Annotated in this window: 20 protein-coding genes and 1 riboswitch; of the genes, 12 read left to right on the top strand and 8 right to left on the bottom strand. The window is 67.5% G+C overall.

Annotated features, from left to right (window positions below; all coding sequences use genetic code 11):
• Window positions 1-194: 194 nt before the first annotated feature.
• Window positions 195-1,553 (bottom strand): glutamine synthetase family protein, encoded by a 1,359-nt coding sequence (locus tag Q322_RS0102000; RefSeq protein ID WP_029475424.1) that lies wholly within the window; start codon window positions 1,551-1,553, stop codon window positions 195-197.
• A gap of 190 nt (window positions 1,554-1,743) precedes the next feature.
• Here Q322_RS0102000 and Q322_RS0101995 point away from each other — a divergent pair, with 190 nt between their 5' ends.
• Together Q322_RS0101995 and Q322_RS0101990 are read left to right on the top strand one after the other, a co-directional pair.
• Window positions 1,744-3,984: an ATP-binding cassette domain-containing protein gene (locus Q322_RS0101995; RefSeq protein ID WP_029475422.1), complete on the top strand. Its 2,241-nt coding sequence runs from the start codon at window positions 1,744-1,746 to the stop codon at window positions 3,982-3,984.
• Between the two features lie 293 nt (window positions 3,985-4,277).
• Window positions 4,278-6,452, top strand: a complete 2,175-nt coding sequence (locus tag Q322_RS0101990; RefSeq protein WP_029475420.1) for a glutamine synthetase III family protein — start codon at window positions 4,278-4,280, stop codon at window positions 6,450-6,452.
• A 171-nt stretch (window positions 6,453-6,623) separates the two neighbouring features.
• Here Q322_RS0101990 and gltX read toward each other — a convergent pair whose 3' ends face one another.
• Window positions 6,624-8,057, bottom strand: a complete 1,434-nt coding sequence (gltX, locus tag Q322_RS0101985) for a glutamate--tRNA ligase (RefSeq protein WP_029475419.1) — start codon at window positions 8,055-8,057, stop codon at window positions 6,624-6,626.
• Between the two features lie 112 nt (window positions 8,058-8,169).
• Here gltX and Q322_RS0101980 point away from each other — a divergent pair, with 112 nt between their 5' ends.
• Together Q322_RS0101980 and Q322_RS0101975 are read left to right on the top strand one after the other, a co-directional pair.
• On the top strand, window positions 8,170-9,405 hold the full coding sequence (locus Q322_RS0101980; protein ID WP_029475417.1) for a phosphotransferase: 1,236 nt from the start codon (window positions 8,170-8,172) through the stop codon (window positions 9,403-9,405).
• Window positions 9,406-9,428: 23 nt separating this feature from the next.
• Window positions 9,429-9,980: a flavin reductase family protein gene (locus tag Q322_RS0101975; protein ID WP_029475415.1), complete on the top strand. Its 552-nt coding sequence runs from the start codon at window positions 9,429-9,431 to the stop codon at window positions 9,978-9,980.
• Here Q322_RS0101975 and Q322_RS0101970 read toward each other — a convergent pair.
• The 3 genes from Q322_RS0101970 to purH are packed head-to-tail and all read right to left on the bottom strand — an operon-like array spanning window position 9,973 to window position 13,556.
• The gene (locus Q322_RS0101970) at window positions 9,973-11,085 is read right to left on the bottom strand and encodes a glycosyltransferase family 4 protein (RefSeq protein ID WP_029475413.1); all 1,113 of its coding nucleotides are present in this window, start codon (window positions 11,083-11,085) and stop codon (window positions 9,973-9,975) included. The two genes, Q322_RS0101975 and Q322_RS0101970, sit on opposite strands and share 8 nt — an antisense overlap.
• 52 nt (window positions 11,086-11,137) lie before the next feature.
• On the bottom strand, window positions 11,138-12,022 hold the full coding sequence (locus Q322_RS0101965) for a bifunctional 5,10-methylenetetrahydrofolate dehydrogenase/5,10-methenyltetrahydrofolate cyclohydrolase (protein ID WP_051668003.1): 885 nt from the start codon (window positions 12,020-12,022) through the stop codon (window positions 11,138-11,140).
• A gap of 1 nt (window position 12,023) precedes the next feature.
• On the bottom strand, window positions 12,024-13,556 hold the full coding sequence (gene purH / locus Q322_RS0101960; protein ID WP_029475409.1) for a bifunctional phosphoribosylaminoimidazolecarboxamide formyltransferase/IMP cyclohydrolase: 1,533 nt from the start codon (window positions 13,554-13,556) through the stop codon (window positions 12,024-12,026).
• A gap of 59 nt (window positions 13,557-13,615) precedes the next feature.
• Window positions 13,616-13,702, bottom strand: a riboswitch (ZMP/ZTP riboswitch).
• Between the two features lie 274 nt (window positions 13,703-13,976).
• On the opposite strand from purH, the gene Q322_RS0101955 reads away from it, so the two are divergent.
• The 6 genes from Q322_RS0101955 (at window position 13,977) to Q322_RS0101930 (ending at window position 19,130) form a co-directional block, all read left to right on the top strand.
• On the top strand, window positions 13,977-14,726 hold the full coding sequence (locus tag Q322_RS0101955; RefSeq protein ID WP_029475407.1) for a TVP38/TMEM64 family protein: 750 nt from the start codon (window positions 13,977-13,979) through the stop codon (window positions 14,724-14,726).
• Between the two features lie 73 nt (window positions 14,727-14,799).
• Entirely contained in the window at window positions 14,800-15,864 is a 1,065-nt protein-coding gene (gene purM / locus Q322_RS0101950; protein ID WP_029475405.1) for a phosphoribosylformylglycinamidine cyclo-ligase, read from the top strand.
• A complete protein-coding gene (locus Q322_RS0101945) occupies window positions 15,861-16,601 on the top strand; it encodes a histidine phosphatase family protein (RefSeq protein ID WP_156952831.1) in 741 nt (246 codons plus the stop codon). Before purM ends, Q322_RS0101945 begins: the two co-directional genes overlap by 4 nt.
• Before the next feature lie 124 nt (window positions 16,602-16,725).
• Window positions 16,726-17,667 (top strand): methylmalonyl Co-A mutase-associated GTPase MeaB, encoded by a 942-nt coding sequence (meaB, locus tag Q322_RS0101940; RefSeq protein ID WP_029475401.1) that lies wholly within the window; start codon window positions 16,726-16,728, stop codon window positions 17,665-17,667.
• Between the two features lie 35 nt (window positions 17,668-17,702).
• A complete protein-coding gene (locus tag Q322_RS0101935) occupies window positions 17,703-18,593 on the top strand; it encodes a hypothetical protein (RefSeq protein WP_156952830.1) in 891 nt (296 codons plus the stop codon).
• 9 nt (window positions 18,594-18,602) lie between these two features.
• Window positions 18,603-19,130, top strand: coding sequence for an isoprenylcysteine carboxyl methyltransferase family protein (locus tag Q322_RS0101930; RefSeq protein ID WP_029475398.1), 528 nt, complete (start codon window positions 18,603-18,605; stop codon window positions 19,128-19,130).
• Window positions 19,131-19,148: 18 nt separating this feature from the next.
• On the opposite strand, the gene Q322_RS0101925 is transcribed toward Q322_RS0101930, so the two are convergent.
• The gene (locus Q322_RS0101925) at window positions 19,149-19,727 is read right to left on the bottom strand and encodes a hypothetical protein (protein WP_034417287.1); all 579 of its coding nucleotides are present in this window, start codon (window positions 19,725-19,727) and stop codon (window positions 19,149-19,151) included.
• A gap of 165 nt (window positions 19,728-19,892) precedes the next feature.
• On the opposite strand from Q322_RS0101925, the gene Q322_RS0101920 reads away from it, so the two are divergent.
• The gene (locus Q322_RS0101920; protein ID WP_029475394.1) at window positions 19,893-21,065 is read left to right on the top strand and encodes an MFS transporter; all 1,173 of its coding nucleotides are present in this window, start codon (window positions 19,893-19,895) and stop codon (window positions 21,063-21,065) included.
• A 60-nt stretch (window positions 21,066-21,125) separates the two neighbouring features.
• Here Q322_RS0101920 and Q322_RS0101915 read toward each other — a convergent pair whose 3' ends face one another.
• The gene (locus tag Q322_RS0101915) at window positions 21,126-22,604 is read right to left on the bottom strand and encodes a glycoside hydrolase family 13 protein (protein WP_029475392.1); all 1,479 of its coding nucleotides are present in this window, start codon (window positions 22,602-22,604) and stop codon (window positions 21,126-21,128) included.
• A 40-nt stretch (window positions 22,605-22,644) separates the two neighbouring features.
• On the bottom strand, window positions 22,645-23,982 hold the full coding sequence (locus tag Q322_RS0101910; protein ID WP_029475390.1) for an HD domain-containing protein: 1,338 nt from the start codon (window positions 23,980-23,982) through the stop codon (window positions 22,645-22,647).
• 365 nt (window positions 23,983-24,347) lie between these two features.
• Between Q322_RS0101910 and Q322_RS0101905 the strand changes: the two genes are divergently transcribed.
• Complete coding sequence (locus Q322_RS0101905) at window positions 24,348-25,208, top strand: ABC transporter substrate-binding protein (RefSeq protein WP_029475388.1); 861 nt, start codon at window positions 24,348-24,350, stop codon at window positions 25,206-25,208.
• Window positions 25,209-25,268: the final 60 nt, after the last annotated feature.

Raw genomic sequence — 25,268 nt, 5'->3', positions numbered from 1 at the left:
CCACCTCCCGAAGTTGCTCAAGCTATGGGTCGGCTCTCAGATCCCGTCGCATGCCGGCCTGGGGCTGACGACCACGTGCCGCATTGCAGGTAGACACCCAGATCCTGACTACTGAGGACGTTCAGCCCCAATGCCGCGCGCGTGCTACACCCTGGTCGTGAATGCAGAAGAGCGCATGGCTTTTTTGCCGGTCCCTACACCAGATCCAGATACCGTTCCAGTTCCCAGGCGTGTACGGCTGAACTGTATTCACGCCATTCCGCGCGTTTGGCGGCCACAAAGTGGTCCAGGACGTGTTCGCCCAGCGCTTGCCTCAGCACCTCGTCCTTGCCCAACTCGTCGATGGCCTCGCGCAGGTCGGTGGGCAGCTCCTTGACGCGGTGGTGGCGTTTCTCTCGCACGGTCATTTTAAAAATGTTGCGGGCAATCGCGGGCGGTGGCTCCAATCCCCGCTCGATGCCGTCCAGGCCAGCGGCCAGCATGGCGGCCAGCGCCAGATACGGATTGCAACTGGGGTCCGGCATCCGCAACTCGGCGCGGGTGGAATTGCCGCGCTTGGCCGGAATGCGGATCAATGCCGAGCGGTTGCTGGTGCTCCAGGCGATGTTCACCGGGGCCTCGAAACCCGGCACCAGCCGCTTGTAGCTGTTCACCAGCGGATTGGTGATGGCGGTCATGCCCTCGGCGTGGTCCAGCAGCCCGGCGATAAAGCCCTCGGCAGTTTTGGACAGGCCATACTCGCCACTCTCGTCGGCAAAGGCATTCTTCCCCCCCTTGAACAGGCTCAGGTGGCAGTGCATTCCGCTGCCGCTGACGCCGGCCAGCGGCTTGGGCAGAAAGCTGGCCAGCAAACCGTATTCCAGCGCCACCCGCTTGACCACGAATTTGAAGGTGGCAATCCGGTCTGCCGTTTCCAGCGCCGGGGCGTAGCGGAAGTCGATCTCGTGCTGGCCGGGGGCAACCTCATGGTGGGCGGCCTCGATCTCGAAGCCCATCTCGACCAGTTTGTTGGCGATCTCACGCCGGATGCGCTCGCCCTTGTCGATGGGCGCGAGGTCAAAGTACCCGGCCCGGTCATGCGTGACGGTGCTGCCCAGCCCGGCGGTCGTGCGCTCGAACAGGAAGAACTCCGGCTCGGTGCCCACGAACATCTCGTAGCCCAGCGCCCCCGCCCGCTCGATCTGGCGCTTGAGCACCAGCCGGGGATCGCCCTCGAAGGGCGTGCCGTCGGGCAGCGTCACGTCGCAGATCAGCCGCGCCACCGCGCCGCGCTCGCCTTCCTCCCGCGAGAAGGGCGGGTAGACCAGAAAAGTTCCTAGGTCCGGGCGCAGCAGCATGTCGGATTCCTCGACGCGCGTGAAGCCCTCCACCGCGCTGCCGTCGAAGGTCACGTCGCCGCTCAGGGCCTTTTCAAACTGCGAGGGCGGCACCTCCACATTCTTGGTGGCTCCCAGGATGTCGGTGAATTGCAGGCGCAGAAACTTGATCTGCCCGTCTCGCAGGCGGCCCAGAATCTCGGCCCGGTCGGGTGTGGGGGAAGGGGCTGGGGTCATGGGGGTTACCTCCGAAAGTGAGCGTGTCTTAGGGTAGCGGGATGGAGGGCTGAGGGGAAGGCGGTGATGACTTCGTGATAGCGCTACTGAAGTCACCCGATGATGGCCGAAAATTAAGGCCAGATGAACTTGTTGTGGAACGGTTTACACACAAATCTCAGACAGGCTGGAGTCAACAGGAGGCTCAACCATGACCCAGCGGCAATACATCGAAGTCCACGGCACACGCGAGAACAATTTGCAAGACGTCTCGATCAGGATTCCCAAAGGGCAGATCACGGTGTTTACTGGCGTGTCCGGCTCCGGCAAGTCCTCGCTGGTCTTCGATACCATCGCTGCCGAGGCGCAGCGGCAGCTCAACGAGACGTTCACCGCCTTCGTGCAGGGCTTTTTGCCGCACTACGGGCAGCCGGACGTGGACCGCATCGAACACCTGAACGCGCCGATCATCATCGATCAGAAGCGGGTGGGCGGCGGCGCACGTTCCACGGCGGGGACCTACACCGACATCTCCGCGCCGCTGAGGTTGCTGTTCTCGCGGTTTGGGCAGCCCTCCGCCGGACCCGCCTTCGCCTTTTCGTTCAACACGCCGCAGGGCATGTGCCTGGGGTGCGGGGGCATCGGCAGGACCACACAGCTCGATCTGGACCGGTTTCTGGACCGCCGCCTGTCACTGAACGGCGGCGCGATCCTGCACCCGGATTTCAAGGTGGGGAGCCACTGGACCTGGAAAACCTACGCGCAATCCGGGTTCTTCGACAACGATAAGTCGATTGACCAGTACAGCCCCGAAGAACTGAAGACGTTGCTGTACGGCGCGGGCAACCACAAGGTGGCCTTCACCGATTTCAATTTGAAGTACGAGGGCCTGATCGAGCGCTTTACCCGTATGTATCTCAAGAAGGACGTGGCGGCCATGTCCGGGCGCAGCCGGGCTGTTTTCGAGGCGTTCACCACCTCCCAGACCTGCCCGGTCTGCCACGGCGCACGGCTGAACGAGGCGGCGCTGAACTGCCGGATTGACGGACAGAACGTCGCCGACGTGTCCGCGCTGGAAATCACGGAACTGATTGCCTTTCTAGACCGCCTGAGTGACCCGGCGGCGGCGCGGGTGGCGGCCCATCTGACCGAACGCCTGCACCATCTGGTGGACATTGGCCTGGGCTACCTGAGCCTCAACCGCGAGACTTCCACGCTGTCGGGCGGGGAATCTCAGCGCCTGAAGATGATCCGGCATCTGGGCAACAGCCTGACCGACATGCTGTACATCCTGGACGAACCCAGTGTGGGCCTGCACGCCCGCGACGTGGCCCGCCTGACCGGGCTGCTGCACAAGCTGCGCGACAAGGGCAACACCGTGCTGGTGGTAGAGCATGATCCGGACGTGATCCGGGAAGCTGACCACGTGGTGGACCTCGGGCCGGGAGCCGGAACGCACGGCGGGCAGGTGGTCTTCGAGGGCAGCTACGCCGAGCTTCAGAAAGCCGACACCCTGACCGGGCAATTCCTGAGCCAGCACCTGCCGGTCAAGGAAAAGGTGCGCGCGGCGACGGGTCACCTGACGATCAAGAATGCCAGCCTGCATAACCTCAAAAACATCACGGTGGACATTCCAACAGGCGTGCTAACGGTGGTGACGGGCGTCGCCGGTTCGGGCAAGAGTTCGCTGATCAACGACGTGTTTCTGGCGCAGCACCCCGGCTCCATCGTTATTGACCAGTCCCGCGTGACCGCCAACAGCCGCTCGGCCCCGGCAACCTACACGGGGATCATGGACGACATTCGCAAGGCATTTGCCAGAGCCAACGACGTCAGCGCCTCTCTGTTCAGCTTCAACTCGGCGGGAAGCTGTCCCGAATGCAACGGCCTGGGCGTGATCTACACCGATCTGGCGTTCATGGAAGGCATGACCTCGGTGTGCGAGGTCTGCGGGGGCCAGCGCTTCAAGGAGGAAGTGCTGGCCTACCATCTGCGCGGGCAGTCCATTGCAGACGTGCTGGACATGACCGCCGAGGGAGCGCTTGCTTTCTTCAGCGAGAAGAGGATCAGGGCCGTCTTGCAGGCCATGAACGATGTGGGCCTGGGGTATTTGAAGCTGGGGCAGCCGCTGAGTACGGTGTCGGGCGGCGAGGGCCAGCGCCTGAAACTGGCCACCGAGTTGCACAAGAAGGGCAGCGTCTATGTGATGGACGAACCCACCACCGGGCTGCACCTCTCGGACATCGGCATGCTGATGCGGCTGATCGACCGGCTGGTAGAGGGCGGCAACACCGTGCTGCTGATCGAGCATCACCTGGACGTGATCCGGCAGGCCGACTGGATCATTGATCTGGGGCCGGAAGGCGGCAGTGCGGGCGGCGAGGTGCTGTACGAGGGGCCGCCACAGGGCCTGACAAGCAGCGTGCGGAGTCTCACGGGGCAGTTTCTGTAGCGTGGAGTGGTTCTCTGGCACGGACGACAAGCCCTATCGCTCACGGTCTGCAAAGTGTTGCCCCTGGACTAGACAATTCGCCAGTTCTGTACTGACAGATTGCAGAGAGCATCCTGCCCTCGCTGCGTTTGTTTCAATTTTCAGACCACTTGTTCAGAGAAGTGCGTTGACCGCCTCTGAGCCGTCCCCCTATACTCACCCTCGATGACAGACCAGATGCAGACGCCACAGGAGCCAGGATGCGACCAGGCCCTGCGTCCGCCCGTGTTTGGTTTGCACCAGGGGGAGAGACTATGACTCAGGCCAGCAACACCCAGGATTTCGATGTCAACTCGGCGGCCCGCAACTGGCGCGTGGAGGCCAATCCTCAGCCCACCCCCAGCGAGCTGGTGACCGAGAAGTTCGCCAGCGACGTGCTGACCCTCGATCAGCTCAGGACCCGCCTGAGCAAGAGCGCCTACAAGAGCCTTCAGGCCACCGCCGAGCGCGGTGAGACGCTGGACCCCAGCATCGCCGATACCGTGGCGCTGGCCATGAAGAGCTGGGCCATGGAAAAGGGTGCGACGCACTACACCCACTGGTTCCAGCCCCTGACCGGCGGCACCGCCGAGAAGCACGACTCGTTCCTGAACCCATCAGGCGACGGCGTGGCGATCATGTCCTTTTCGGGCAAGGAGCTGATCCAGGCCGAGCCGGATGCCTCCAGCTTCCCGTCGGGCGGGCTGCGGGCCACCTTCGAGGCGCGCGGCTACACCGCCTGGGACCCCAGCAGTCCGGCCTTTGTGGTCCGGCACGCCAACGGCGCGACGCTGTGCATCCCCAGCGTGTTCGCGTCCTGGAAGGGCGAGGCGCTGGATCTCAAGACGCCGCTGCTGCGGTCCATCGAGGCGCTGAATAAAGCCGTGACCCCGGCCCTCAAGCTGTTCGGCGCGTCCGAGGGCACCCGCGTGACCAGCAGCCTGGGCGCGGAGCAGGAGTACTTTCTGATCGCCGAGGAGTACTACTACCGCCGCCCCGATCTGGTCATGAGCGGGCGCACCCTGTTCGGCGCAAAGCCCCCGCGTGGGCAGGAATTAGAGGACCACTACTTCGGCGCGATCCCGGACCGCATCCTGAGCTTCATGACCGATGCCGAGATGCAACTGTACGCGCTGGGTATTCCGGTCAAGACCCGCCACAACGAGGTGGCCCCCGGTCAGTTCGAGGTGGCCCCGATCTTCGAGAACTCCAACATCGCCGCCGACCACCAGCAACTGATGATGCAGGTGCTGCGGACCACCGCCCGCAAGTACGGCCTGGTCTGCCTGATGCACGAGAAGCCCTTTGCCGGGATCAATGGCAGCGGCAAGCACTGCAACTGGAGCATGGCCACCGACGCGGGCGAGAACCTGCTGGACCCCGGCGACACCCCCGACGAGAACATGCAGTTCCTGTTCTTTACCTCCGCCGTACTCAAGGCCGTGGACGAGCATCAGGACCTGCTGCGCGCCTGCGTGGCGAGCGCCAGCAACGACCACCGCCTGGGCGCGAACGAGGCCCCGCCCGCGATCATCAGCATCTTTTTGGGCAGCGAACTGAGCGACATCTTCGAGCGCCTGGCCAGCGGGCAGGGCGGGCGCGGCAAGGCCGCCGGACTGATGGGCCTAGGCAGCCGCGTGCTGCCGGAGATCCCGGTTCATGCTGGGGACCGCAACCGCACCAGCCCGTTTGCCTTTACCGGCAACAAGTTCGAGTTCCGCGCGGTGGGCAGCTCCCAGAGCATTTCATTCCCGATCACGGTCATGAACGCCATCGTGGCCGACTCGGTGGGCGATCTGGTGGCGGACCTTCAGGCCAAACTGGACGGCGGCAAGGAGCTGGCCGCCGCGCTGGCCGAACTGGTGCGCGACACCTACAAGGCGCACAGGCGCATCATTTTCGATGGTGACGGCTACAGCGACGAGTGGCACCAGGAGGCAGAGCACACGCGCGGCCTGCTGAACCTGCGGACCACCGTGGACGCCCTGGAACATCTGAACAGCCCCAAGAATGTGGAACTGTTCGGCAAGCTGGGCATTCTGGACGAGCGTGAGCTGGCCGCCCGCCAGGAAATCATGTACGACATCTATTTCAAGACCCTCAACATCGAGGGCGAGACCACCGAGTACATGGCCCAGCGCCAGATCCTGCCCGCCGCCCTGAGCTACCTGGCGGCCCTGAAAGACGTGCCGGACGGCAGCCGCGCCGCCGCCGGTGTCAGCAAGGAAGTAGGCGAGCTGGCCGACAAGCTCTACGACGCCCTGCAAGCCCTGCGCGAGCAGAACCAGGCTCAGGGCGGCGAGGAGATCCACGAGAAGGCACACCACATGCGCGACGCCGTGCTGCCCGCCATGAACGAGGTCCGCGCCGTGGCCGACAGGCTGGAAAACCTGATCGACTTCAAGCTGTGGCCGCTGCCCACCTACCGCCAGATGCTGTTTGTGAAGTAGACCTGCCAGTGTTCATCTCCCCCGTCGCGCGTAGGCGGGGGTTTTCTGTGTTGAGGCGGAGGGCGAAAAGGCCCTGGTGGCGTGCCCTGGTTGACGGCCTGCCCGGCGGCCCCTTCACGCACCGCTTCCATGACCAGCGCGGAGGAGCGCCGCCGCGCTGCCGGACCCTCCTCAGCGCCCGGCCCGTTCCACCCGCGCCACCACGCGCTCGCGGCCCAGCGCCTCGAGCATCTGCGGCAGATCCGGGCTTTCCAGCGTTCCGGCCACGGCGGCGCGGACCGGCGGCATCACCTTGCCCAGCTTGAGGCCCTTTTCCTCGGCGTAGGCGTGGAACATGGCGCTCAGGCTTCCGGCATCGAAGCTCGGCAGATTCTTGAGGCGACTCGCCAGCTCGGGCAGCAGCTCCCGCGCATTGTCGATGGCCTTCTGTGCCTTCTCGTTGACCGGATAGTCCTCGGACCAGAAGTAGCCCGTCTTGTCCAGAAAGTCGCTGAAGATCTCGATGCGCGGAATCAGCAGCCGGGTCACGGCGCGGAAATAATCGTCCAGCGGCAATTCGGACTTGTGGGCCAGCAGGTAGCCGTGGAGACGGTTGGTGACTTCCTCCTCGCTCAGTACCTCGCGCAGATACTTGCCGTTGTACCAGCGCAACTTGTCCTGATCGAAGACCGGGCCGCCCAGCGTCACGTCCTCCAGCCTGAAGGTGCGCTGAAACTCGTCCAGATCGAAGACTTCTGTGCCGTCCGGGTGGGTCCAGCCCATCGTCGCCAGGAAGTTCAGCATCGCCTCGGGCAGATAACCCTGATCCATGTACCACTCGGCGCTGGTGGGGTTCTTGCGCTTGCTGATCTTGGACCTGTCGGCGTTTCGCAGCAGCGGCATGTGGGCAAAACGCGGCGCGTCCCAGCCGAAGGCGCGGTACAGCAGGACATGAACAGGGGTGCTGGTGATCCATTCCTCGGCGCGGACCACGTCGGTCACGCCCATCAGGTGATCGTCCACCACGTTGGCCAGGTGGTAGGTGGGGTAGCCGTCGGCCTTGAGCAGCACCTTGTCGTCGATCTCGGCGTTCTGGAAATGGATCGGATCGCGCAGCCGGTCATTCACCACCGTCTCGCCGTCGCGCGGCACCTTCAGCCGGACCACCGCCGCGTCGCCCGCCGCCACCCGGATCTGCGCCTGTCCGGGGTCCAGATCGCGGCTGGGAACGGCGATGACCGTGCCGTCCGCCTGCGCCCGCTCGCGCAGTTCGGCCAGTTCCTCGGGCGTCTCGAAGGCGTAATAGGCGTGACCGGACTTCACCAGTTGCCGGGCATGCTGGCCGTACAGTTCGGTGCGCTCGGACTGGCGGTAGGGGCCGTTGGGTCCGTCCTGAAGGGGCGATTCGTCGGGCGTCAGGTTCAGCCACTGCATCATCTGAAAGATGCGTTTCTCGCTGCCTTGCACGTAGCGGTTGCGGTCCGTGTCCTCGATCCGCAGGATGAACTTGCCGCTGCCCTGCCGCGCCAGGACGTAATTGAACAGGCCGATGTAGGCGGTCCCCACATGCGGGTCCCCGGTGGGACTGGGGGCGATGCGGGTCACGGTGGGCTGCGAGGAAGACATGGGGCACAGGATACGGGGTGGGCGCGGCGGCAGGCCGGCATGGGGAGTACGATTTTGTGATGCCATCCACGCCTGATTTCAACCTCGGCTCCGAAGCACGGCATATGCCGCTGTGAACGGCCAGCACAGGATTCACCCGGTCATCTGGCACCCGGACGGGCGGCGCGTGCTGCGGCGTGGGGAGGGCTGGCCTGCCGTCAGGCTGCAAGAGGACCAGCAGATCGCCGAGGCTGTGGAGGCAGCCTGGGGGCTGGTGGTCTGGACGCTGCATGACGGTGGCCTCTTGACCGGACGCAGCGGTCAGCCACGGTTGCAGGCCCTGCAAGAAAGCACGCCAGACGGCCTGAAGTGGGAAGAAGTGGGTGTGCCGCCCCTCGCCCATGCCCGCCCCTGGCAGCTTCCCGGTTGGCCTGCACGGGCGCGTGCCTGGACCGAGCACCTCCTGGCCTCACATTCCCTGTCGCTGCGTGGTGAACCGCGAGTCCTTTCCGCGAACGATCTGGGTTTTGTTTTGCGGGTCGAAACGACGCTGGGCAGCGCCTTTTTCAAGGTCAGCGATTCTTCTCACGAGGCGGCGGTCACCGGGTTTCTCTGCCATACTTTGCCCGAAGTGCTGCCGCCTGTGCTGCGGGCAGACCCGGCCACCAATTCGTTGCTGACGCGGTCTGGTGGTGAATTGCTGGACGGCGTGACCGATCTGGATGCCTGGATCGAGGCGGTGCAGCGACTGGCACAGTTCCAGCAGCAGGCGGACGCGCATGCGCTGGCCGAGTTGAGTTGTCCATCCTTCCCGTTGTCAGAGATGGCAGACCATGTGGACGCTTTCCTGGCCGATCTGAACACCTTGCGCGGCTGGGGTGTGGAAGAAGACTGCCTGGAAATGCTGTCTGCGGCGCGTCCCGCCGTCCGTGTGGCCTTTCGGGAACTGGCCGCCCTCGATCTGCCCAACCTGCCCGCGCACGGCGACGCCCACCCCCGCAACGCCCTGAGCGGCTCGCGCGGCTCGGTCTGGTTCGACTGGAGCGAGGCGGCCAGTTCCGCGCACCCGTTCATGGACGCCGGGTGGTTTCTGGCGTTTACATTCCATCCGGCACGGGCTGAACAGCCCATCAGCGGGGCGCACCCAGACCTCGAACAGCGGTTGACCTGGGCGTACCTGTCCGCGCTGGGTTGCCCGGACGCCGCACCATTGCTCAGCCGCGCCGTCCCGCTGGCCCTTCTCCACCGCGCCGTGATCTACGACGCCCGCTTTGGCAACTGGGAGGGCACCGTCCCTGACTGGCGGCCCAATTTCGTGCCGTACTCCTTGCGGCTGGCGGCGCGCGAACTGGCGCGGCTGCGTCCCTGACCCCACCCGCTATCCTGGCCCCCATGCTCAGCGAGACAGGCACGCAGTTTTTCGGCTATTACCCCGGCACGGTGGCGCTGGTCACGGCTGAACATGCCGGGGTCCGCAACGTGATGGCGGCAGGCTGGCACACCGCCCTGAGCGCCCAGCCGCCGATGTACGGCGTGCTGATCGGGCGGGAGCGGGCCACGCACGCGCTGGTGGCGGGAAGCGGCGTTTTCGGGATCAACTTTCTGCCTGCCGCGCGTGCCAGAGAGGTCCAGGGCACGGGCGTGCTGTCTCTGCACGAGCTGCCACACAAGGACAAGTTCGCCCGGCTGGGCCTGGAAACCCTGCCCGGCGCGCCGCTGGCCCTGGCCGACGCCTACCTGTATTACCGCTGCCGGGTCATCCAGACCGTCGCCACCGGGGACCATGACCTGTTCGTGGGCGAGGTGCTGGAAGTCCGGCACGATCCCGCCTGTTATGACGGCCAGCGGCTGTTCACGGGCGAGGCGGCGGTGTATCTGGGGCGCAGCACTTACGTGACAACCACGCAGGAGCGGGAAATCCATGTGCCCGAAAGTTTCAGTTGAGGGGTGTGCGGCCTGACGGCTCTGCTGCCTCCCGCAAAAGCTGCGCCGTCCGGGTGGCCGTTTGGGTCAGGGTATGCCGCGCCAGCACCTGCCCCCGTCCCGCTGCGCCCAGCGCCCGCGCGCGGTCCGGGTGGGCGGCCAGCGCGTTCAGGGCGCGGGCCAGCAGCGTGGGCTGGGGCGGCACCAGCACCCCGCCCCGGCCCCCGCCCACCAGTTCTGCCTGCGCCGGAATGGGCGTGGTGACCACCGGCAACCCCGAACTCATGGCCTCCAGCGTGACCAGCGATTGATTCTCGGCCAGGGTGGGTTGCAGCAGGGCGTCTGCGGCGCGGTACAGCTCCGGCATGTCCCAGCGGCGGCCCAGGAAACGTGCGTTGTCCAGCCCCAGCCGCCCCGCCAGCCGCCTCGCCAGCGCCCCCGTGCCGGAATCCATATCGCCCGCAAATACGAAATCCAGTCCCCGCGCGTGCCGGGCCGCAAGCACTGCGGCGAGCTGGTTCTTTTCCGGGGCAAAGCGGCCAGGGACCAGCACAGTGAAACGGTCAAAGCCCAGTTCGGCCCGCAGACGCTGACGCGCGGCCTGACTGGCGGGCTGGAAGCGCTCCGGGTCCACGCCATTGCGCAGGGCCGTCACCTCTGCCCCGCCCAGCCGTTGCAGGAAAGCGCGCCCCCACTCGGAGACCGTGACCACGCGCTCGGCCAGGCGTTGCGGGCGTGCTTTGGTGTGGCGGTAAATCTCGCGGTACAGGAGGCGCAGGCCCAGGGGATAATGGTAGTCCAGTTGGTCATGAACGATCACCACGCGCGGCGCGGCCAGGGTGGGCAACAGCGCCGTATAGGCGGCGGGCGTCCAGGCCTGAAGCACGCGCACGTCGAAGTCGGCGCTCAGGGCAGGCAGGTCAGTGAACCGGGCATAACGGTGGGCCGCCACCCCCGCCGCACCCAGCCGTGCGGCCAGTTCGTCCAGCGGCCCGGCCTGCGGCAGAAAGACACTGGGCCGGATGCCGTGGGCGCTCAGCCGGGGCAGCACCTCCAGCAGCCAGATCTCGCTCCCCGCCACACGCGGCGCGTCGGTCAGAAAGGCGGCGCTCAGCGTGCGGGTCATGTCCTTCCGCTGGGGGTGGGCACCGAATGACCCTGACCGCGTCTGAACAACACTATTCCACCGCCTCGCCGCGCTGCAATTTCACGGCGCGCACCAGATTCTGGTACATCAGCGCGCCCGTCAGCGGGCCGACGCCCCCCGGCACCGGCGTCTGCGCCCGCACGGGCAGGTCCGGCACGGCGTCCCCTACCATCTGGCCCCCGTCCTGCACATTGATTCCGGCGTCGATCACGACGTGATGGGGCAAGACGTGTTCCGCCCTGAGCAGTCCGGCGCGGCCCACCGCCACCACCACCGCGTCCTGCGGGGCCAGCACGCCCGCCAGTTCGCGGGTGTGTTCGTTGCACAGCGTCACGGTCACGCCCCGGTTGTTCAGCATGAAGGTCAGCGGGCGGCCCACCGTGCGCCCCGGCCCGATCACGGCCACCCGCAGGCCGCGCAGATCATCTCCCAGCACGCGCCGCAGCAAGAAGCGCACGCTGCGCGGCGTGGGCGGCAGCAGCGCCTCGCTTTCCCGCCCCGCCGCGATGAGAGCGAGGTTGGCCGGGGTCAGTCCCTCCACGTCCTTGCGCGGCGCGATATGCACGAGCGCGGCGTCCGCGTCCAGTCCGCGCGCGAGGGGCAGTTCCAGCACGACGCCGTGAACGCTTTGATCTGCCGAGAGTTCACGCAGCGTCGCCTCCAACTCTTGCTGGGTTGCCCCCGTCCCCAGCCCGCGCAGGCTGAACTCCACGCCCAGCCGCCCGGCCCGCCGCGCCTTGCTGTCCACATACACCCGCGAAGCCCCGTCGTCGGAGGCCAGCACGCTGACCAGGTGCGGGCGGAAATCCCACTGTGCCAGCGCTGACCTGACGCCGCTGGTCACCTCAGCGGCCAGCGGTTTGCCCAGGAGGGGAGAGGGAGAAAAACTGTTGTCGCCGTCCTGTTGCTGTTCCACCTTAATGCCGGAAATGACGCGAACCCGTGAAGACCATGCTCAGGCCCAGTTCGTTGGCGGCGTCAATCACCTCGGGGTCACGTTTTGCGCCGCCCGGTTGCAGGATGGCGGTGACCCCGGCGCTGGCGGCCAGCCGCACCACATCGTCGAAGGGAAAGAACGCCTCGGAGGCCAGCGACGCCCCCCGCGCCCGCTCGCCCGCGTTCGCCACGGCGCGTTCGGCGGCCCAGATACGGCTCACGGCCCCCGCGCCCAGGCCCACGCTGACGCCGCCGCGCGCCAGCACCACCGCGTTGCTGCGGGCGTGCTTAACAGTAGCCCAGGCGAAACGCAGATCGTTCCACTCCTCGTCCCTGGGCTGCCGCGCCGTGACCACCTCCGGGCACAGGTCGTCCCAGGGGCGGGCGTCGCGCTCCTGCACGGCGAAGCCGCCCGCCAGGGGGCGCAGGTCCAGCACGCTGACCGACTCGGCTTTTCCGGCGATCAGCACGCGCAGATCGGGTTTTCTGGCCGCGAACCATGCCACGGCCTGCGGCGTCACGTCCGGCGCGATCAGCACTTCCAGAAAAGTGCCGCGCATGGCCTGGGCCGCCGACAGGTCCACCGTGCCGCTCACCGCCACCACGCCCCCAAAGACGCTGAGGGTATCGGCGTCGCGCGCCAGCTCCCAGGCGGCCCTTGCAGTATTCGCCCGCGCCACGCCGCAGGGGTTGCCGTGCTTGACGGCCACGCAGACCGTGCCCTCTTCCTGCTGCCCAAGCTCCGTACACAGCGTCCAGGCGGCGTCCGCATCGGCGTAGTTGTTGAAGCTCATGGGTTTTCCGGTCACCACGCGGGCGTCGATCACTGCTCCCCGCGCCCCGCCCCAGCGGTAGATCGCGCCGGGCTGGTGGGGGTTCTCGCCGTAACGGACCTCGGCCACCCTGGACAGGTTCAGGGTCAGTTCAGGCGGGAGTCTGGTGGGCAGTTCGTCCGCATCGCCTTCCAGATACGCGGTGATGGCGGCGTCGTACTCGCTGGTGTGGCGGTAGGCCTTGGCGGCCAGGCGGCGGCGGTCGGCCCCGCTGACCTCATCGTCAAGGGCCAGTTCGTAATCCGCCGGGTCCACCAGCACCAGCACGCCCGCGTGGTTCTTGGCCGCCGAGCGAATCATGGCCGGGCCGCCGATGTCGATGTTCTCGATTACGTCCGCGTCGGGTGCGCCGCGCGCCACCGTTGTGCGGAAGGGGTACAGGTTGACGCACACCAGATCGATGGTCGAAAGGCCCTGCGCGGCCAGCTCGGCCAGATGCCCGTCCTCGCGCCGGGCCAGGATGCCGCCGTGGATGGCGGGGTGCAGGGTCTTGACCCGCCCGCCCAGCATCTCGGGAAAGCCGGTCACGTCACTGACCGCCGTGACGGGCACGCCCGCCTGCTGCAAGGCCGCGAAGGTGCCGCCCGTGCTGAGCAGCGTCCAGCCGCGCCGCGTGAGTGCCCGCCCGAACTCCACCACGCCCGTCTTGTCGCTGACCGAGATCAGTGCCCGTCTGCCCATGTTCTTACCACCTCTGGATATTCCGAGAAAAGACTCCGGACGCGCCGCGTGTGCGGCAACCGTCCGACCCAGGCGCGCGATCAAGCTAAATTCGGGACGGCTTCCCCGTGGTTGGCCCACGTTCAGCGCCAGTTGCCGCCCGCTGTGGGGCCAAGCATAGCGCAGACGGGGGCGGGCTGAGGGGACCACAGTGGGGCCAGATTCTGGGGTCGCCAGGCCAGGTTGACCCCTTTGCTTCGCCGCTTTGCAAGTCCGGTGCAAGTCCAGCCCTCAGCTCCCCGTCAAAGGCAGTGGACGGCGAAGCCGACTGGAGCAGCTCAGCGTCCATTTCGCCGCAACGCCTGTCCCCCTCCACTCCCCCCCAACAGGTCATCCAATAGTCAGGCGCAGCTCAGGCCCGGTGGCCCTACACTGGAGGCGATGATTGCCGCCCTGCGCCCTCCGCGCCATCTGCGCCTGATCCTGATGGCCGCGATGGTGGCGCTGCTGCTGGGCCTGCTGCTGGTCCCGGAGGTGCGCGTGTTCCTGGGACGCGGCTACGCGGCGCTGACCTCGCAAAACCCGGAGGTCACGCACCGTTTTGTGGATACGCTGGGCTGGGCCGGGCCGGTGGCGTTGCTGGTGGCCTACGTGATCCAGGCGGTGATCCCGGTGCTGCCCTCGCTGGTGCTGACGGCGGTGACGGTGCGGGCCTACGGCCTGGTGGCGGGCTTTTTTATCGTGTTCGCCGGGGCGCTGTTGGGGGCGGCGGCGGGCTACGGCCTGGGGCGGGCGCTGGGCGAACCCATGATCCGTGCGCTGGCCGGGGAGCGGGCCAGGACGCGGGCGCAGGACTTCATGAACCGGTACGGCGCGCAGGGCGTGCTGCTGGTGCGCCTGATGCCGGTGCTGCCCGCCGAGGTCCTGAGCCTGGTGGCGGGGGCGGCGCGCATGGGCTTCCGGCCCTTCATGCTGGCCACTGCCGTGGGCGTGCTGCCGGTCACGCTGCTGGTGGTGTGGCTCAGCGGGTCGGCCCGGCGGCTGTTCTGGGGGCTGGCGATCATGTCGCTGCTGGTGGGCGGCGTGGCGCTTGTGCGCTGGCTACTGGCGCGGCGCGCGGCGGGCGCGCAGGGCGGGGGAAAGGGCCTGGCAGAGGACGCCGCCGCCCAGGATGTCCAGCCCAGAACCTGAGACCCCCGCCGCCGATTGTTCCGCTCGGGTAAACTGCGCCCCAGGCCCGCCCACGCGGCGGGGCAGGAGGTTCATGACTCAGACCGACAACGACGTGCCAGCCGCGTCCGCCTACGAACGCGCGGGCGTCAGCATCGACGCCGGGCAGCGCGCCGTGGCGCTAATGAAAGGCGCGGTGGCCCGCACCCACACGCCCGCCGTGCTGGGCGGCATCGGCGGCTTCGGCGGGCTGTTCAGCGCCTCGGCCTTTGCGGGACTGGCGGACCCGGTGCTGGTGGCCTCCACCGACGGTGTGGGCACCAAGACCAGGGTGGCCGTGCGCCTGGGGCAGCCCGGCGGCCTGGGCGCGGACATCGTCAACCACTGTGTCAACGACATTCTGGTGCAGGGCGCGCGGCCCCTGTTTTTCCTCGACTACGTGGCGATGGGCAAACTGGACCCCGAAACGGTGGCCGCCGTCGTGACCGGCGCGGCGCGGGCCTGTGAGGCGCTGGGCGTGGCCCTGCTGGGCGGCGAGACCGCCGAGATGCCCGGCGTGTACGTGGACGGTGAGCTGGACATCGTGGGCACGGTTGTCGGGATGGTGGACCGCTCGGCGCTGGTGGACGGCTCGCGCATACAGGCCGGAGACAGCGTGATCGCCCTGCCCAGCGCCGGGCTGCACACCAACGGCTTCTCGCTGGCGCGGCTGGCGCTGGACGGGCTGGACTGGCACGCGGCCCGCGCCGATCTGGACGGGCAGACCCTGGCCGAGCTGCTGCCGGTGCCGCACCGGTCCTATCTGTCGGCCCACGGCGCACTGAGCGGGGCAAGGGTGGACGTGCGCGGCATGGCCCACATCACGGGCGGCGGTCTGGTGGACAATCCCCCGCGCGTGTTCCCGCCAGGGGTGGGCATGAAGATCGACACCTCATCGTGGACCGTGCCGCCGCTGTTCGAGCTGATCCTGAAGGAGGCGCAGGTGGCGCGTGCCGAGGCCTTCCGCGCCCTGAACATGGGCGTGGGGTTCGTGTTCATCGTGCCTGCTGCCGAGTCGGAGGCGGCCCTGTCGGCCCTGCGCGCCGCCGGAGAGCAGCCCTGGGTGATCGGGCAGATGGTGGCGGGGGACGGCGTGACGTTTGACGGGGGGACGGCTTGACCTCTTCCACCACACCCAGGGCGCTCAAGGGGCGGCTGGCCCCCTTCGGCTTCACGCCGCCGGACCGCCGCAGCGCCACCGAGTTCTGGGTGGTGCGCCACGGCGAGAGCACCTGGAACACCGAGGGCCGCTATCAGGGGCAGGCCGACGTGCCCCTGAGCCACATCGGCATTCTCCAGGCCGCCAGCCTGGCCGAGCGGCTGGCCGGGCAGCATTTTGGCGCGGTGTATACCAGTGACCTGCTGCGTGCCTCCCAGACGGCGGAGGCGGTGGCCGAGCGCCTGGAAGGGCCGCCCCCGGTACAGCGTGATCCCGGCCTGCGCGAGATCGACGTGGGCGAGCTGTCGGGCCTGGTGATCGCGGACATCCGGGAGCAGTACCCGGACTATCTGGAAGACCTGAAGGCCGATCCCTGGGCCACCCGGCGGCCCGGTGGCGAGAGCATGGAGAACCTGTACGCCCGCAGCGGCGCGGCGCTGGAGGCCCTGCGCGCCCGGCATCCGGGGCAGCGCGTGCTGGTCTTCACGCATGGCGGCGTGGTGCGGGTGGCCGTGGGTCTGGCCCTGGGCGGCGTTCCCGCCAACGCCTGGGCACGCCTGAGCGTCACCAACACCAGCATCACCCGCGTCCTGCTGGGCGAGAACAGCGGCACCCTGCTGGGCTTCAACGACGACGCGCACCTGGAGGACCTGATCGAGGCGACGGAGGCCGACGACGTGCTGGGGCAGACGCAGTGAGGGGCAGTCTGAGGGTGGAAGGGTCCGGGGATCAAAGGTTTTTCTCTGTTGCTTCCCGCGCGTGGGAGAGGCGGGGAGGGGGGGCCGGTCAGCGGCGAACCCGCCCCATCTCCCGGAGGCTCCGGTGACCAGCCCGGCCCCGGACCTCGCCGCCCGCTACCAGTCGGGCGATCCCCGCGCCCTGGCCCGCGCCGTCACGCTGGCCGAAGCGGGATTGCCCGCCGCCCGGCCCCTGCTGCAACTCGCGCGTTCGGGCGGCATCCGTTCGGTGGTGCTGGGCATCACGGGCAGCCCCGGCAGCGGCAAGAGCACGCTGACCGACGCGCTGATTTCTGCCTTGCGGGCGCAGGGCCAGCGGGTGGCGGTGCTGGCGGTGGACCCCAGCAGCCCGTATTCCGGCGGCGCGATTCTGGGAGACCGCATCCGCATGCTGCGCCACCACGCCGATTCCGGGGTGTTCGTGCGTTCCCTGGCCAGCCGGGGCGCGCTGGGCGGCCTCTCGGCCCGCACGATGGCGGTGCTGGCGCTGCTGGAGGGCGGCGGCCCCACAGGACAACACTTCGACTGGATCATTCTGGAAACCGTGGGTGTGGGGCAGTCGGAGGTGGACGTGGCCGCCGCCTGTGACCACACCCTGCTGGTGGTCACGCCCGCCGGGGGTGACGGCGTGCAGGCGTTCAAGGCCGGAATCATGGAAATCGCAGACGTGATCGCCGTGAACAAGGCGGACCTGCCCGGCTCCTCGCGCACAGTGCGTGAGTTGACCTCGGCGCAGGCGCTGGGCTGGCACGACGAGCACACCTGGCTGGCCCCGGTCCGCAAGACCATCGCCTCTGAGGCTGAGGGTGTCCAGAGCGTGATCGAGGCGGTCTTAAAACACCGCGCCCATCTGGGTGAGGCGGGCTTGCAGGAACGCCGCCGCCTGCGCGCCGAATTCGAGGTCCGTTCGCTGGTGCAAGAGCGCCTGCTGCGCCGCACCCGCGACGCTGGCGGTGATCTTTACGCCCGGGTGGCGCGCGGCGAACTGGACGCCGAGGCGGCGGCGGACGAGCTGTTGGGCAGTTAGAACCAGGTCTCATGCTCGGGCGCGAAACTGGCCGCATGACTGGGCGAATCGAGCTTGAGCTGGAGTTCCTGCGCCGCCTGCTGGGGTCTGGCGAGGACGGCGAGGCGGGTGTGGCCGTGTTTCCTGACGCCTGGCCGGGTGATTTCCCGCTTCGCTGGCCGGACCTTCCCGGAACGCGCCTGTGGGGCAGCGTCCGCAGCGCCGCAACCCGCTGGACTTTCTCTTATGGCAACCGGCAGCAACCGCCTGTCGCGCGGCAACTCACGCGCTGGCGCGTCTGCCTGGATGTGGCCGCCCCCCAGCCGCAGGTCATGGAGACGCTCAGGGCCGAGTTCACGCGCCAGGGTTGGCAGGCCGGGCAGATGTGGCAACAGGCGTTCGTCGAACACGCCCAGACCACCTGGAACGCGGTTCACGCCGCCGCCGCTCGCCTGCTGACCCTGCAAACCCGTGGCGCAGATGCCGGGGCGCTCACCCAGGTCTGGCTGACGGTGGAGGATCAGCAGGAAGAGGTCATCGGCCACTGGCTGGGACAGCGTCCGCACCCGCATTTCGAGAACTTTGACCAGGCTCCGCTGCCCACGTTGAGCGCTCCGCCGGGCTGGCAGGTGGTGCCGCAGGGTGGCAGCGGCGGTGTAGACCGCTCGGAGAGCGCTTTGCTGATTCCGCCGGAGGGTCAGACTCTTGATCTCGGTGCCTTGCTCGCGAGTTTCAAACCTCAACTGGCCGCCCAGAGTTGGACCGTACTTCCCATTGATCAACAAAACGCGGAAAACAGCGCTCGGCTGGCCCTACAGACTCCGCAGGGCTTCGGCGCGCTGGGCCTGGACCGGGCAGGCGAGGCGCTGAGTGCCAAGCTCGTTCACATGACCTTCGAGCTGCCCGAAGCGTATGCCGTTTCCATGTACACGCTGACCAGCACTTAAGCTGACTCCATGCGCGCCCGCACCCTCGCCCCCCTTCTCCTGGCCTTTTTAAGCGTTCAGCGCCTGTTGGAGCTGCGTTTGGCCCGCGCCAACGAACGCTGGGCGCGCGAACGCGGCGCGGTGGAATACGGGCGGGACCATTACCCGCTGTTCTTCGTGCTGCACCCGGCCTGGATGCTCTGCACCGTTCTGGAGGGCCGCGCGTCCGGGCGGCGGGTGAACTGGCCCGCGCTGGCGCTGTTCGTGCTGGCGCAGCCGCTGCGGTACTGGGTGATTCGCACCCTGGGCCGCTACTGGAACACCCGCATCCTGATCGTGCCAGGCGGCGAGCGGGTCACGGGCGGGCCGTTCCGGTCTCTGAAGCACCCCAATTACGCGGTGGTGGCGCTGGAACTGGCTGCCGCGCCGCTGGCGGTGGGCGCGTGGCGCACGGCCCTGGCCTTTTCATTGCTGAACGCCGCGCTGCTACTCCTGATCCGCATTCCGGCAGAGGAGCGGGCGCTGGCGCAATACGCCGCCCAGTCTGAACGAACCTGAACGGCGGCCCAGCGCCTGTTATTCGGGATGAGGAAAGCGCCGTTCCAGTTCCAGCCCCCTGGGCGTGTCGGCGATCTGCAAGGCGGCGTGGACGGTCATCGCCTGCAACTCCAGACGTGTACGGCCCCGGAAATTGGTGCGCTCCACCACGGTGGCCACCGTGCCCACGGTCCAGCCACGTTTGGCCGCCAGCAGGGCGACGAGCAGTTCGGGCAGGCCGTCTTGGAGCTGCCGGGTCAGGAGCACGGCGGTCTGGAGGTCTTCAGGCAGGGGGTCCGGCGTCGGCAGGGACCAGTGGTTGGAGTTCGCGTCCGGCAGGTTCAGAACTTGCCCGTCAGGACGGTTCTGGCGGGCGTCCGGGGGTGCCGTCCCATACGGCTGGGCCAGGACCACCGGCGTCCCCCGCAGGCGCGCCAGGCCGCGCGCCATCTTCTCGGCGTCCGGCAGGGCGATCACCACATCGAAGTCCGGCAAAAGCAGATCGAAATGGTCCAGTACGGCGGCGCGGTCACCCAGGCTCAGGTCGCGCAGGCGATTCTCGAACTGGGTCTCGCTGGGCAAGGCCCGGGTGATCACAGCGAGAAGCGGGTGGGCCATGCGACAGACTACCGGGTTTTCGGCGGCAGCGGACACACTCTGTTCAGATTAGTGCAAGCTTTTGCTGGGGGGGATGGTGGGGGCGTGGCCGTCCGCCGGGAGGTCGATCCGGCTGGCCGGACGGCCCGCTCCCCGGCCCACGCGGCGCAGGGTAACCTGCGTTCCATGCAGGTGCGTGTCAGTTCCCCGACTCCCGTGATCCAGCACGGCACGGCCATCGCCCTGGCCGTCACGGCGGGCCACTTCATCAACGACGCTTACGGCGCGATGCTCACGCCGCTGATGCCCGCGCTGCAAAGCAAGTACGGCGTCAGCATCGCCGCCGTCACGCTGCTGTCCAGCGTCTACAGCCTGACCAGTTCAGTGATGCAGCCGCTGCTGGGCATCGTGGGTGAGCGGCTGGACCGCCGTTACGCCGCTGCGCTGGGGCCGCTGCTGACCGGCCTGGGCCTGACGCTGATGGGTTTCGTGCCGCTGTTCGGGGCGCTGGTTCTGCTGGTGGCGGTGGCGGGTTTTGGCAGCGGTTTCTTTCACCCGGCGGGAGCGGCTTATGTGGCGCAGAACAGCCCGCCCGACAAACGGGGCCTGTGGGCCAGCATCTTTAGCGCGGGCGGCACGGCGGGCATGGCGCTGGGACCGGTCTTCGCCGGGGTGGGCCTGACGCATCTGCCGTGGTTCGCACTGATCGGCGTGGTGTTTGCGGCCATCACCTTTGCGGTCACGCCGCCGGGAACGCAGAAGGCCAGGACCTTCAAGCTGCGCGAGTACGTCCAGATTTTTAGAGGCCCGATGCAGTGGCTGTGGGGCATGGCGGTGCTGCGTTCCCTGGCCAGCATGGGCTACAACACCATGCTGCCCTTTATGCTGCTGGGCCGGGGCTTCGGCCAGCGCGAGGTCGGCCTCACCCTAGCCATCTACGCCATTGCCAGCGCCATTGGCGGCATCGTGGGCGGGCGGCTGAGTGACCGCTACGGGCGCACCCCCATTCTGCGCGCCGCCATCCTGACCACCATTCCGTTCTTTGCCGTGCTGATCCTGTCGCATCCCGGCCAGTGGTGGTTTTACCCGCTGACGTTCGTGGTGGGCGCGGCGGTCAACGCCAGCATTCCGGTGGGCGTGGTGACCGCGCAGGAATACGCCCCGGAACATGTGGCGGTGGCCAGCAGCATCATGATGGGCTTTTCCTGGGGTTTTGCGGGCCTGCTGGTCTTCCTGGTGGGCATGCTGGCCGACGCCACCGCGCCCACCACGGCGGCCCTGGTCAGCATCAGCCTGCTGATTCCCAGCGCTGTGATCGCCTACAGGCTGCCGGAGCCGGAGAAGGCGGAGTTTAGGTAGGGCCTGCCGCTTGAGGAAGACGAGACTGAGGCGCGGGGAAATGAACCTACCCGCGCTTTTTCAGCTCTCCCGGACCAGCACCACGCCGCCCCGCGCGCCCACTTCCAGCTCCGCGCCGTCCATCAGCCGGTAAGTCTGTCCGCTCAGCACATCCCGGTACGTCCCCGCCTCCACACCGTTCAAGGGCAGATGTACCGACTCCCCGGCGCAGTTGAGGGCCACATACGCGCAGCGGCCCTCGTGGCAGCGGGCATAAAGCAAGGCTTCACCCTCGGCGTGCAGAACCTCAAAATTCCCGCGTTGCAACGGGCGGCTGGCGTGGCGGGCCGCCGTCAGCTTGCGCGTCAGCTCCAGCGTGACCGTGTCCCACTCTGAACCTTCCCAGGGAAAGGCGCGGCGGCAGTCGGGATCGGGGCCGCCGGCCAATCCAATTTCGTCGCCGTAGTAGATGCACGGCGCGCCGGGGTAGGTCATCTGGAAGATGGTGGCGAGGCGGTACGCGCTGGCATCGCCGCCCACTGCCGTGATGAAGCGGGCGGTGTCGTGCGAGTCCAGCAGATTGAGCTGGGCGCTGACAATCTCGGGGTGGTACATGCGGGCCACCTCGGCCATGCGGGCGGCAAAGGCGGGAGCGCCAACAGGGTCCACGCGGCCCGTGCCGCTGCGCTCGTTCATGGGGTGGTCCAGCGTCCGCGCGCCAAAAAAGGCCAGGCAGGGGCGGGTGAAGTGGTAGTTCATCACGGCATCGAACTGATCGCCGCGCAGCCAGCGGTGGGCGTCGCCCCAGATCTCGCCGACGATATACGTCTCGGGGTTGACCGCCTTGACGCGGCGGCGGAACTCCTGCCAGAAGGAATCGTCGTCGATCTCGTTGGGCACGTCCAGCCGCCAGCCGTCGATGCCGAACCGGGTCCAGTACTCGGCCACGGCCCACAGGAAGTCGCGCACGGCGGGATTGCCCGTATTGAATTTGGGCAGGGCGCGGTTGCCCCACCACGCGGCGTATCCGGCAGGCCGGGCGTCATCGTAGGCGTGCAGCGGCCAGCCCTCGGGGTGAAACCAGTCGCGGTAGGCGCTGGCCTCGCCCTGCTCAAGCAGATCGTTGAACTGAAAAAACCCCCGGCTGCTGTGGTTGAACACGCCGTCCAGCACCACCCGCATGCCGCGTGCGTGGGCCTCGTCGATCAGGGCGCGCAGGGCATCGTTCCCGCCCAGCATGGGGTCCACCTGAAAGTAATCGTGGGTGTGGTAGCGGTGATTTGAGGCCGACTGGAACACCGGGCAGAAATAGACGGCGTTCACGCCCAGATTCTGAATGTGGTCCAGCCGCTCCATGACGCCCCACAGGTCGCCGCCCATGTAGCGGTTGAATTCCGGGGTGTCGCCCCACGGCTGCAAATTCAGGCCGCTGACCCGTCCGCTGCGGGCGAAGCGGTCCGGAAAGATCTGGTAGAACACGGCGTCCTTGACCCAGTCGGGCGTGGTGGGATGGGCGGCCTGTGTGTCGGAGTGGGGGGCGGCGTTCTGCACGGCGGTCATCTGCGCGCCAGCATAGCGGAGCGGGACTGACAAAGGTCATTCAGTCCGTGGATGCCTGTGACTCGTCGGTGCCCTTTGCCCTCCATTCCATTACAAAGGCCCGCGCCTCCGCCTCGCCTTGCACCTCGCCCAGCGCTGCGGCCTCATTCAGTGCCCGCATCACTTCGCCTACACGGGGACCGGGCGGAATTCCCATCAGCGCCATCACGTCCGCCCCGGTCAGCAGCGGTCCGGGCGGCGCTGGACGGTCCTCCAGCGCCGCCAGCACGCGGTTCATGGCAGCGGCGTAGGCGTGGCGGCTGGCCTCGGAACTGCTCGGCCCCCGTGCGGCCTCGCGGTCTGCCAGCATCACCCACAGCAGGTCCGGCAGCAGGTCACGGCGGCGATGCACGAAACGGCGGGCCTCCTTTTCCCCGGCGGGCAGCGGGACCATGTGGGCCTCCACCAGCCGCGCGATGTGCCTGATGTCGTCCCCTGGCAGCTTCAGGCAGCCCAGCATCTGCGTTGCCAGAGATGCGCCCAGCTTGTCGTGGCCGTGGAAGTGGGTGCGGCCCGTGTTTGGGTCAACTGTGTGCGAACGGGGCTTGCCCACGTTGTGCAGCAGGGCGGCCCAGCGCAGGGGCAGCGGCGCGTCCGGCAGGCGGGCGAGGAGTTGATGCAGCGCCTCCAGCCCATGCTCGAACACGTCCAGATGGTGAAAGCCGCCCTGCTGGAGGCCGACGCCCTCGCGGAGTTCGGGCAGGGTCAGCGCCAGCAGACCCAGGGTTTCGAGGCGTCTCAGGCCGTGCGCGGCGTCCAGGTGCAGCAGCAGGGCGTGCAACTCGTCGCGGATGCGTTCGGCGGCGGGCATTCTCAGCGTGCCGTCTGTCAGGTCCGCCGCTACCTCCCTCACCACTGCTTCGGTCACAGGTTCCAGAAGAAATCCCAGCGTCGTCTCCAGCCGCGCCGCCCGCCACGCCCGCAGCGGATCGGCCCGCAGGTTGGCCGCCGAGACCATTCGCAGCCGCCGCGCTTTCAGGTCGGCCTGCCCACCCGCCGGATCGAGAATTCTCCTATCTTCAGTAACGGCCAGCGCGTTCACCGTGAAATCCCGCCGCAGCAGATCCTCGTTCACGTCGGCAGGCAGCGGCACGAAGTCGTGGTGGGGGGCGTGGTGGGCCTCGCCTGGCAGGTGGACCCGCCAGTAGCCGCGTTCCTCGTCCAGCGGGAAGGCCGAGCCGCCCAGTGCGTCCGCCATCGCCCGCGCCGCGTGGGCCGGGTCCGGCACCGCCCAGTCGTAATCCTTGGGTGCCGCGCCGCGCAGCCAGTCGCGCGCCGCGCCGCCCACCAGCAGGCCGCCGGGCGGAAAGGGGGGCAGCGGCGGGCGGCGGCGAAACATGGAGGACATGGTAAGGGGCCGGGGCCGCAGGTGTCTCAATCCTCGTGTTCCGGCTGCCCTATACTCCCCGGTGACGGGCGTGGGGAAAGCCGGTGACTGCCCTGGTGGGGGACCAACCTTCCAGGCACACCCCGGCACTGTCGCGCAACGGTAATCCGCTCCTCCCGATTCGAGAGGATGCGGAGAGTCCGAACACCTGCCCCGTCCACGTTTCCCAGTGCGGAAGCGTGCGGCTGACCTCTCGCGGAAAGGAGGGAACGCCCGTGCGGGGCCGTTTTCCTCTGGCCCACAGCGCCGGACGATTCTACTTTCCGCCCCAGACAACGGGGCGGTTTTTCTGTACGTGGGGGAGGCGAGGAGTCACCATGAAATCAATCCTGAGCCTTTCTCTCGCGCTGGCCAGCCTGGCCGGAGCCACCTCTTACCCGCTGACCCTGACCGACGATCTGGGGCGCAAGGTCACGCTCAAGGCCGAGCCGCAGCGCATCGTGAGCATGCTACCCAGCGACACCGAGACCCTATGCGCCATCGGGGCCTGCGACAAACTGGTGGGCGTGGACGATTACAGTGACTTCCCGCAACAGGTGACCACACTGCCCAAAATGGGCGGGCTGTACGATCCCAAGATCGAGGCCATCGTGGCGCAAAAGCCCGATCTGGTGCTGGTCAGCAAGTACGGCAAGATCGCCGAGTCGCTGACGCAGGCCGGAATCACCGTGATCGCCGTGAATCCCGAGACCTATGAGGAAGTCTTCTCCAAAACGCTGGTGCTGGGCAAGATCGTCAACCGCGAGGCGCAGGCCAAGAATCTGACCATCCAGATGCGCCGCGATATCGCCAAAGTTGAGATTCTGACCAAGAACGCAGTCAGGAAGCCCACCGCCTATTACGAGGTGGACCCCACGCCCTACAGCATCGGCCCCACTTCTTTCATGGGCGTGCTGCTGACCAAGGCCGGGGCGCGCAACATCATTCCCGCCAGCATGGGCGACTTTCCCAAGGTGGACCCCGAATTTATCGTCAAGGCCAATCCGCAACTGATCCTGGGCGTGGACGCCAGAACGGCAGCCGCCCGCCCCGGCTGGAGAGGCATGACGGCCATCAAATCCGGCAAGACGATGGACCTGCCCAAAGAGCTGGGAACCATCTTCTCGCGCCCCGGCCCGCGTATGCCGCAGGCGCTGGCGCAACTGGCGAAGATCATTCACCCGGAACTGTTCAGGTAAGGAGCGTGGCTGAAGTGAGGAGCGACGTGCGGCGAGACGCACCGCAACCTGAGCGCCTGA

Origin of the sequence: Deinococcus frigens DSM 12807, assembly GCF_000701425.1 — a bacterium.
Classification (GTDB): domain Bacteria; phylum Deinococcota; class Deinococci; order Deinococcales; family Deinococcaceae; genus Deinococcus; species Deinococcus frigens.
Note: the sequence above shows the minus strand (reverse complement) of the source record. Positions and strands in the feature narration are given on the sequence as shown.

What these genes read in the sequence shown, in the direction of transcription:
- Q322_RS0102000 (WP_029475424.1), bottom strand. Translation starts at nt 1,553, where the DNA reads ATGACCCCAGCCCCTTCCCCCACACCCGACCGGGCCGAGATTCTGGGC.
- Q322_RS0101995 (WP_029475422.1), top strand. Translation starts at nt 1,744, where the DNA reads ATGACCCAGCGGCAATACATCGAAGTCCACGGCACACGCGAGAACAAT.
- Q322_RS0101990 (WP_029475420.1), top strand. Translation starts at nt 4,278, where the DNA reads ATGACTCAGGCCAGCAACACCCAGGATTTCGATGTCAACTCGGCGGCC.
- gltX (WP_029475419.1), bottom strand. Translation starts at nt 8,057, where the DNA reads ATGTCTTCCTCGCAGCCCACCGTGACCCGCATCGCCCCCAGTCCCACC.
- Q322_RS0101975 (WP_029475415.1), top strand. Translation starts at nt 9,429, where the DNA reads ATGCTCAGCGAGACAGGCACGCAGTTTTTCGGCTATTACCCCGGCACG.
- Q322_RS0101970 (WP_029475413.1), bottom strand. Translation starts at nt 11,085, where the DNA reads ATGACCCGCACGCTGAGCGCCGCCTTTCTGACCGACGCGCCGCGTGTG.
- purH (WP_029475409.1), bottom strand. Translation starts at nt 13,556, where the DNA reads ATGGGCAGACGGGCACTGATCTCGGTCAGCGACAAGACGGGCGTGGTG.
- Q322_RS0101955 (WP_029475407.1), top strand. Translation starts at nt 13,977, where the DNA reads ATGATTGCCGCCCTGCGCCCTCCGCGCCATCTGCGCCTGATCCTGATG.
- purM (WP_029475405.1), top strand. Translation starts at nt 14,800, where the DNA reads ATGACTCAGACCGACAACGACGTGCCAGCCGCGTCCGCCTACGAACGC.
- Q322_RS0101935 (WP_156952830.1), top strand. Translation starts at nt 17,703, where the DNA reads ATGACTGGGCGAATCGAGCTTGAGCTGGAGTTCCTGCGCCGCCTGCTG.
- Q322_RS0101930 (WP_029475398.1), top strand. Translation starts at nt 18,603, where the DNA reads ATGCGCGCCCGCACCCTCGCCCCCCTTCTCCTGGCCTTTTTAAGCGTT.
- Q322_RS0101925 (WP_034417287.1), bottom strand. Translation starts at nt 19,727, where the DNA reads ATGGCCCACCCGCTTCTCGCTGTGATCACCCGGGCCTTGCCCAGCGAG.
- Q322_RS0101920 (WP_029475394.1), top strand. Translation starts at nt 19,893, where the DNA reads ATGCAGGTGCGTGTCAGTTCCCCGACTCCCGTGATCCAGCACGGCACG.
- Q322_RS0101915 (WP_029475392.1), bottom strand. Translation starts at nt 22,604, where the DNA reads ATGACCGCCGTGCAGAACGCCGCCCCCCACTCCGACACACAGGCCGCC.
- Q322_RS0101910 (WP_029475390.1), bottom strand. Translation starts at nt 23,982, where the DNA reads ATGTTTCGCCGCCGCCCGCCGCTGCCCCCCTTTCCGCCCGGCGGCCTG.
- Q322_RS0101905 (WP_029475388.1), top strand. Translation starts at nt 24,348, where the DNA reads ATGAAATCAATCCTGAGCCTTTCTCTCGCGCTGGCCAGCCTGGCCGGA.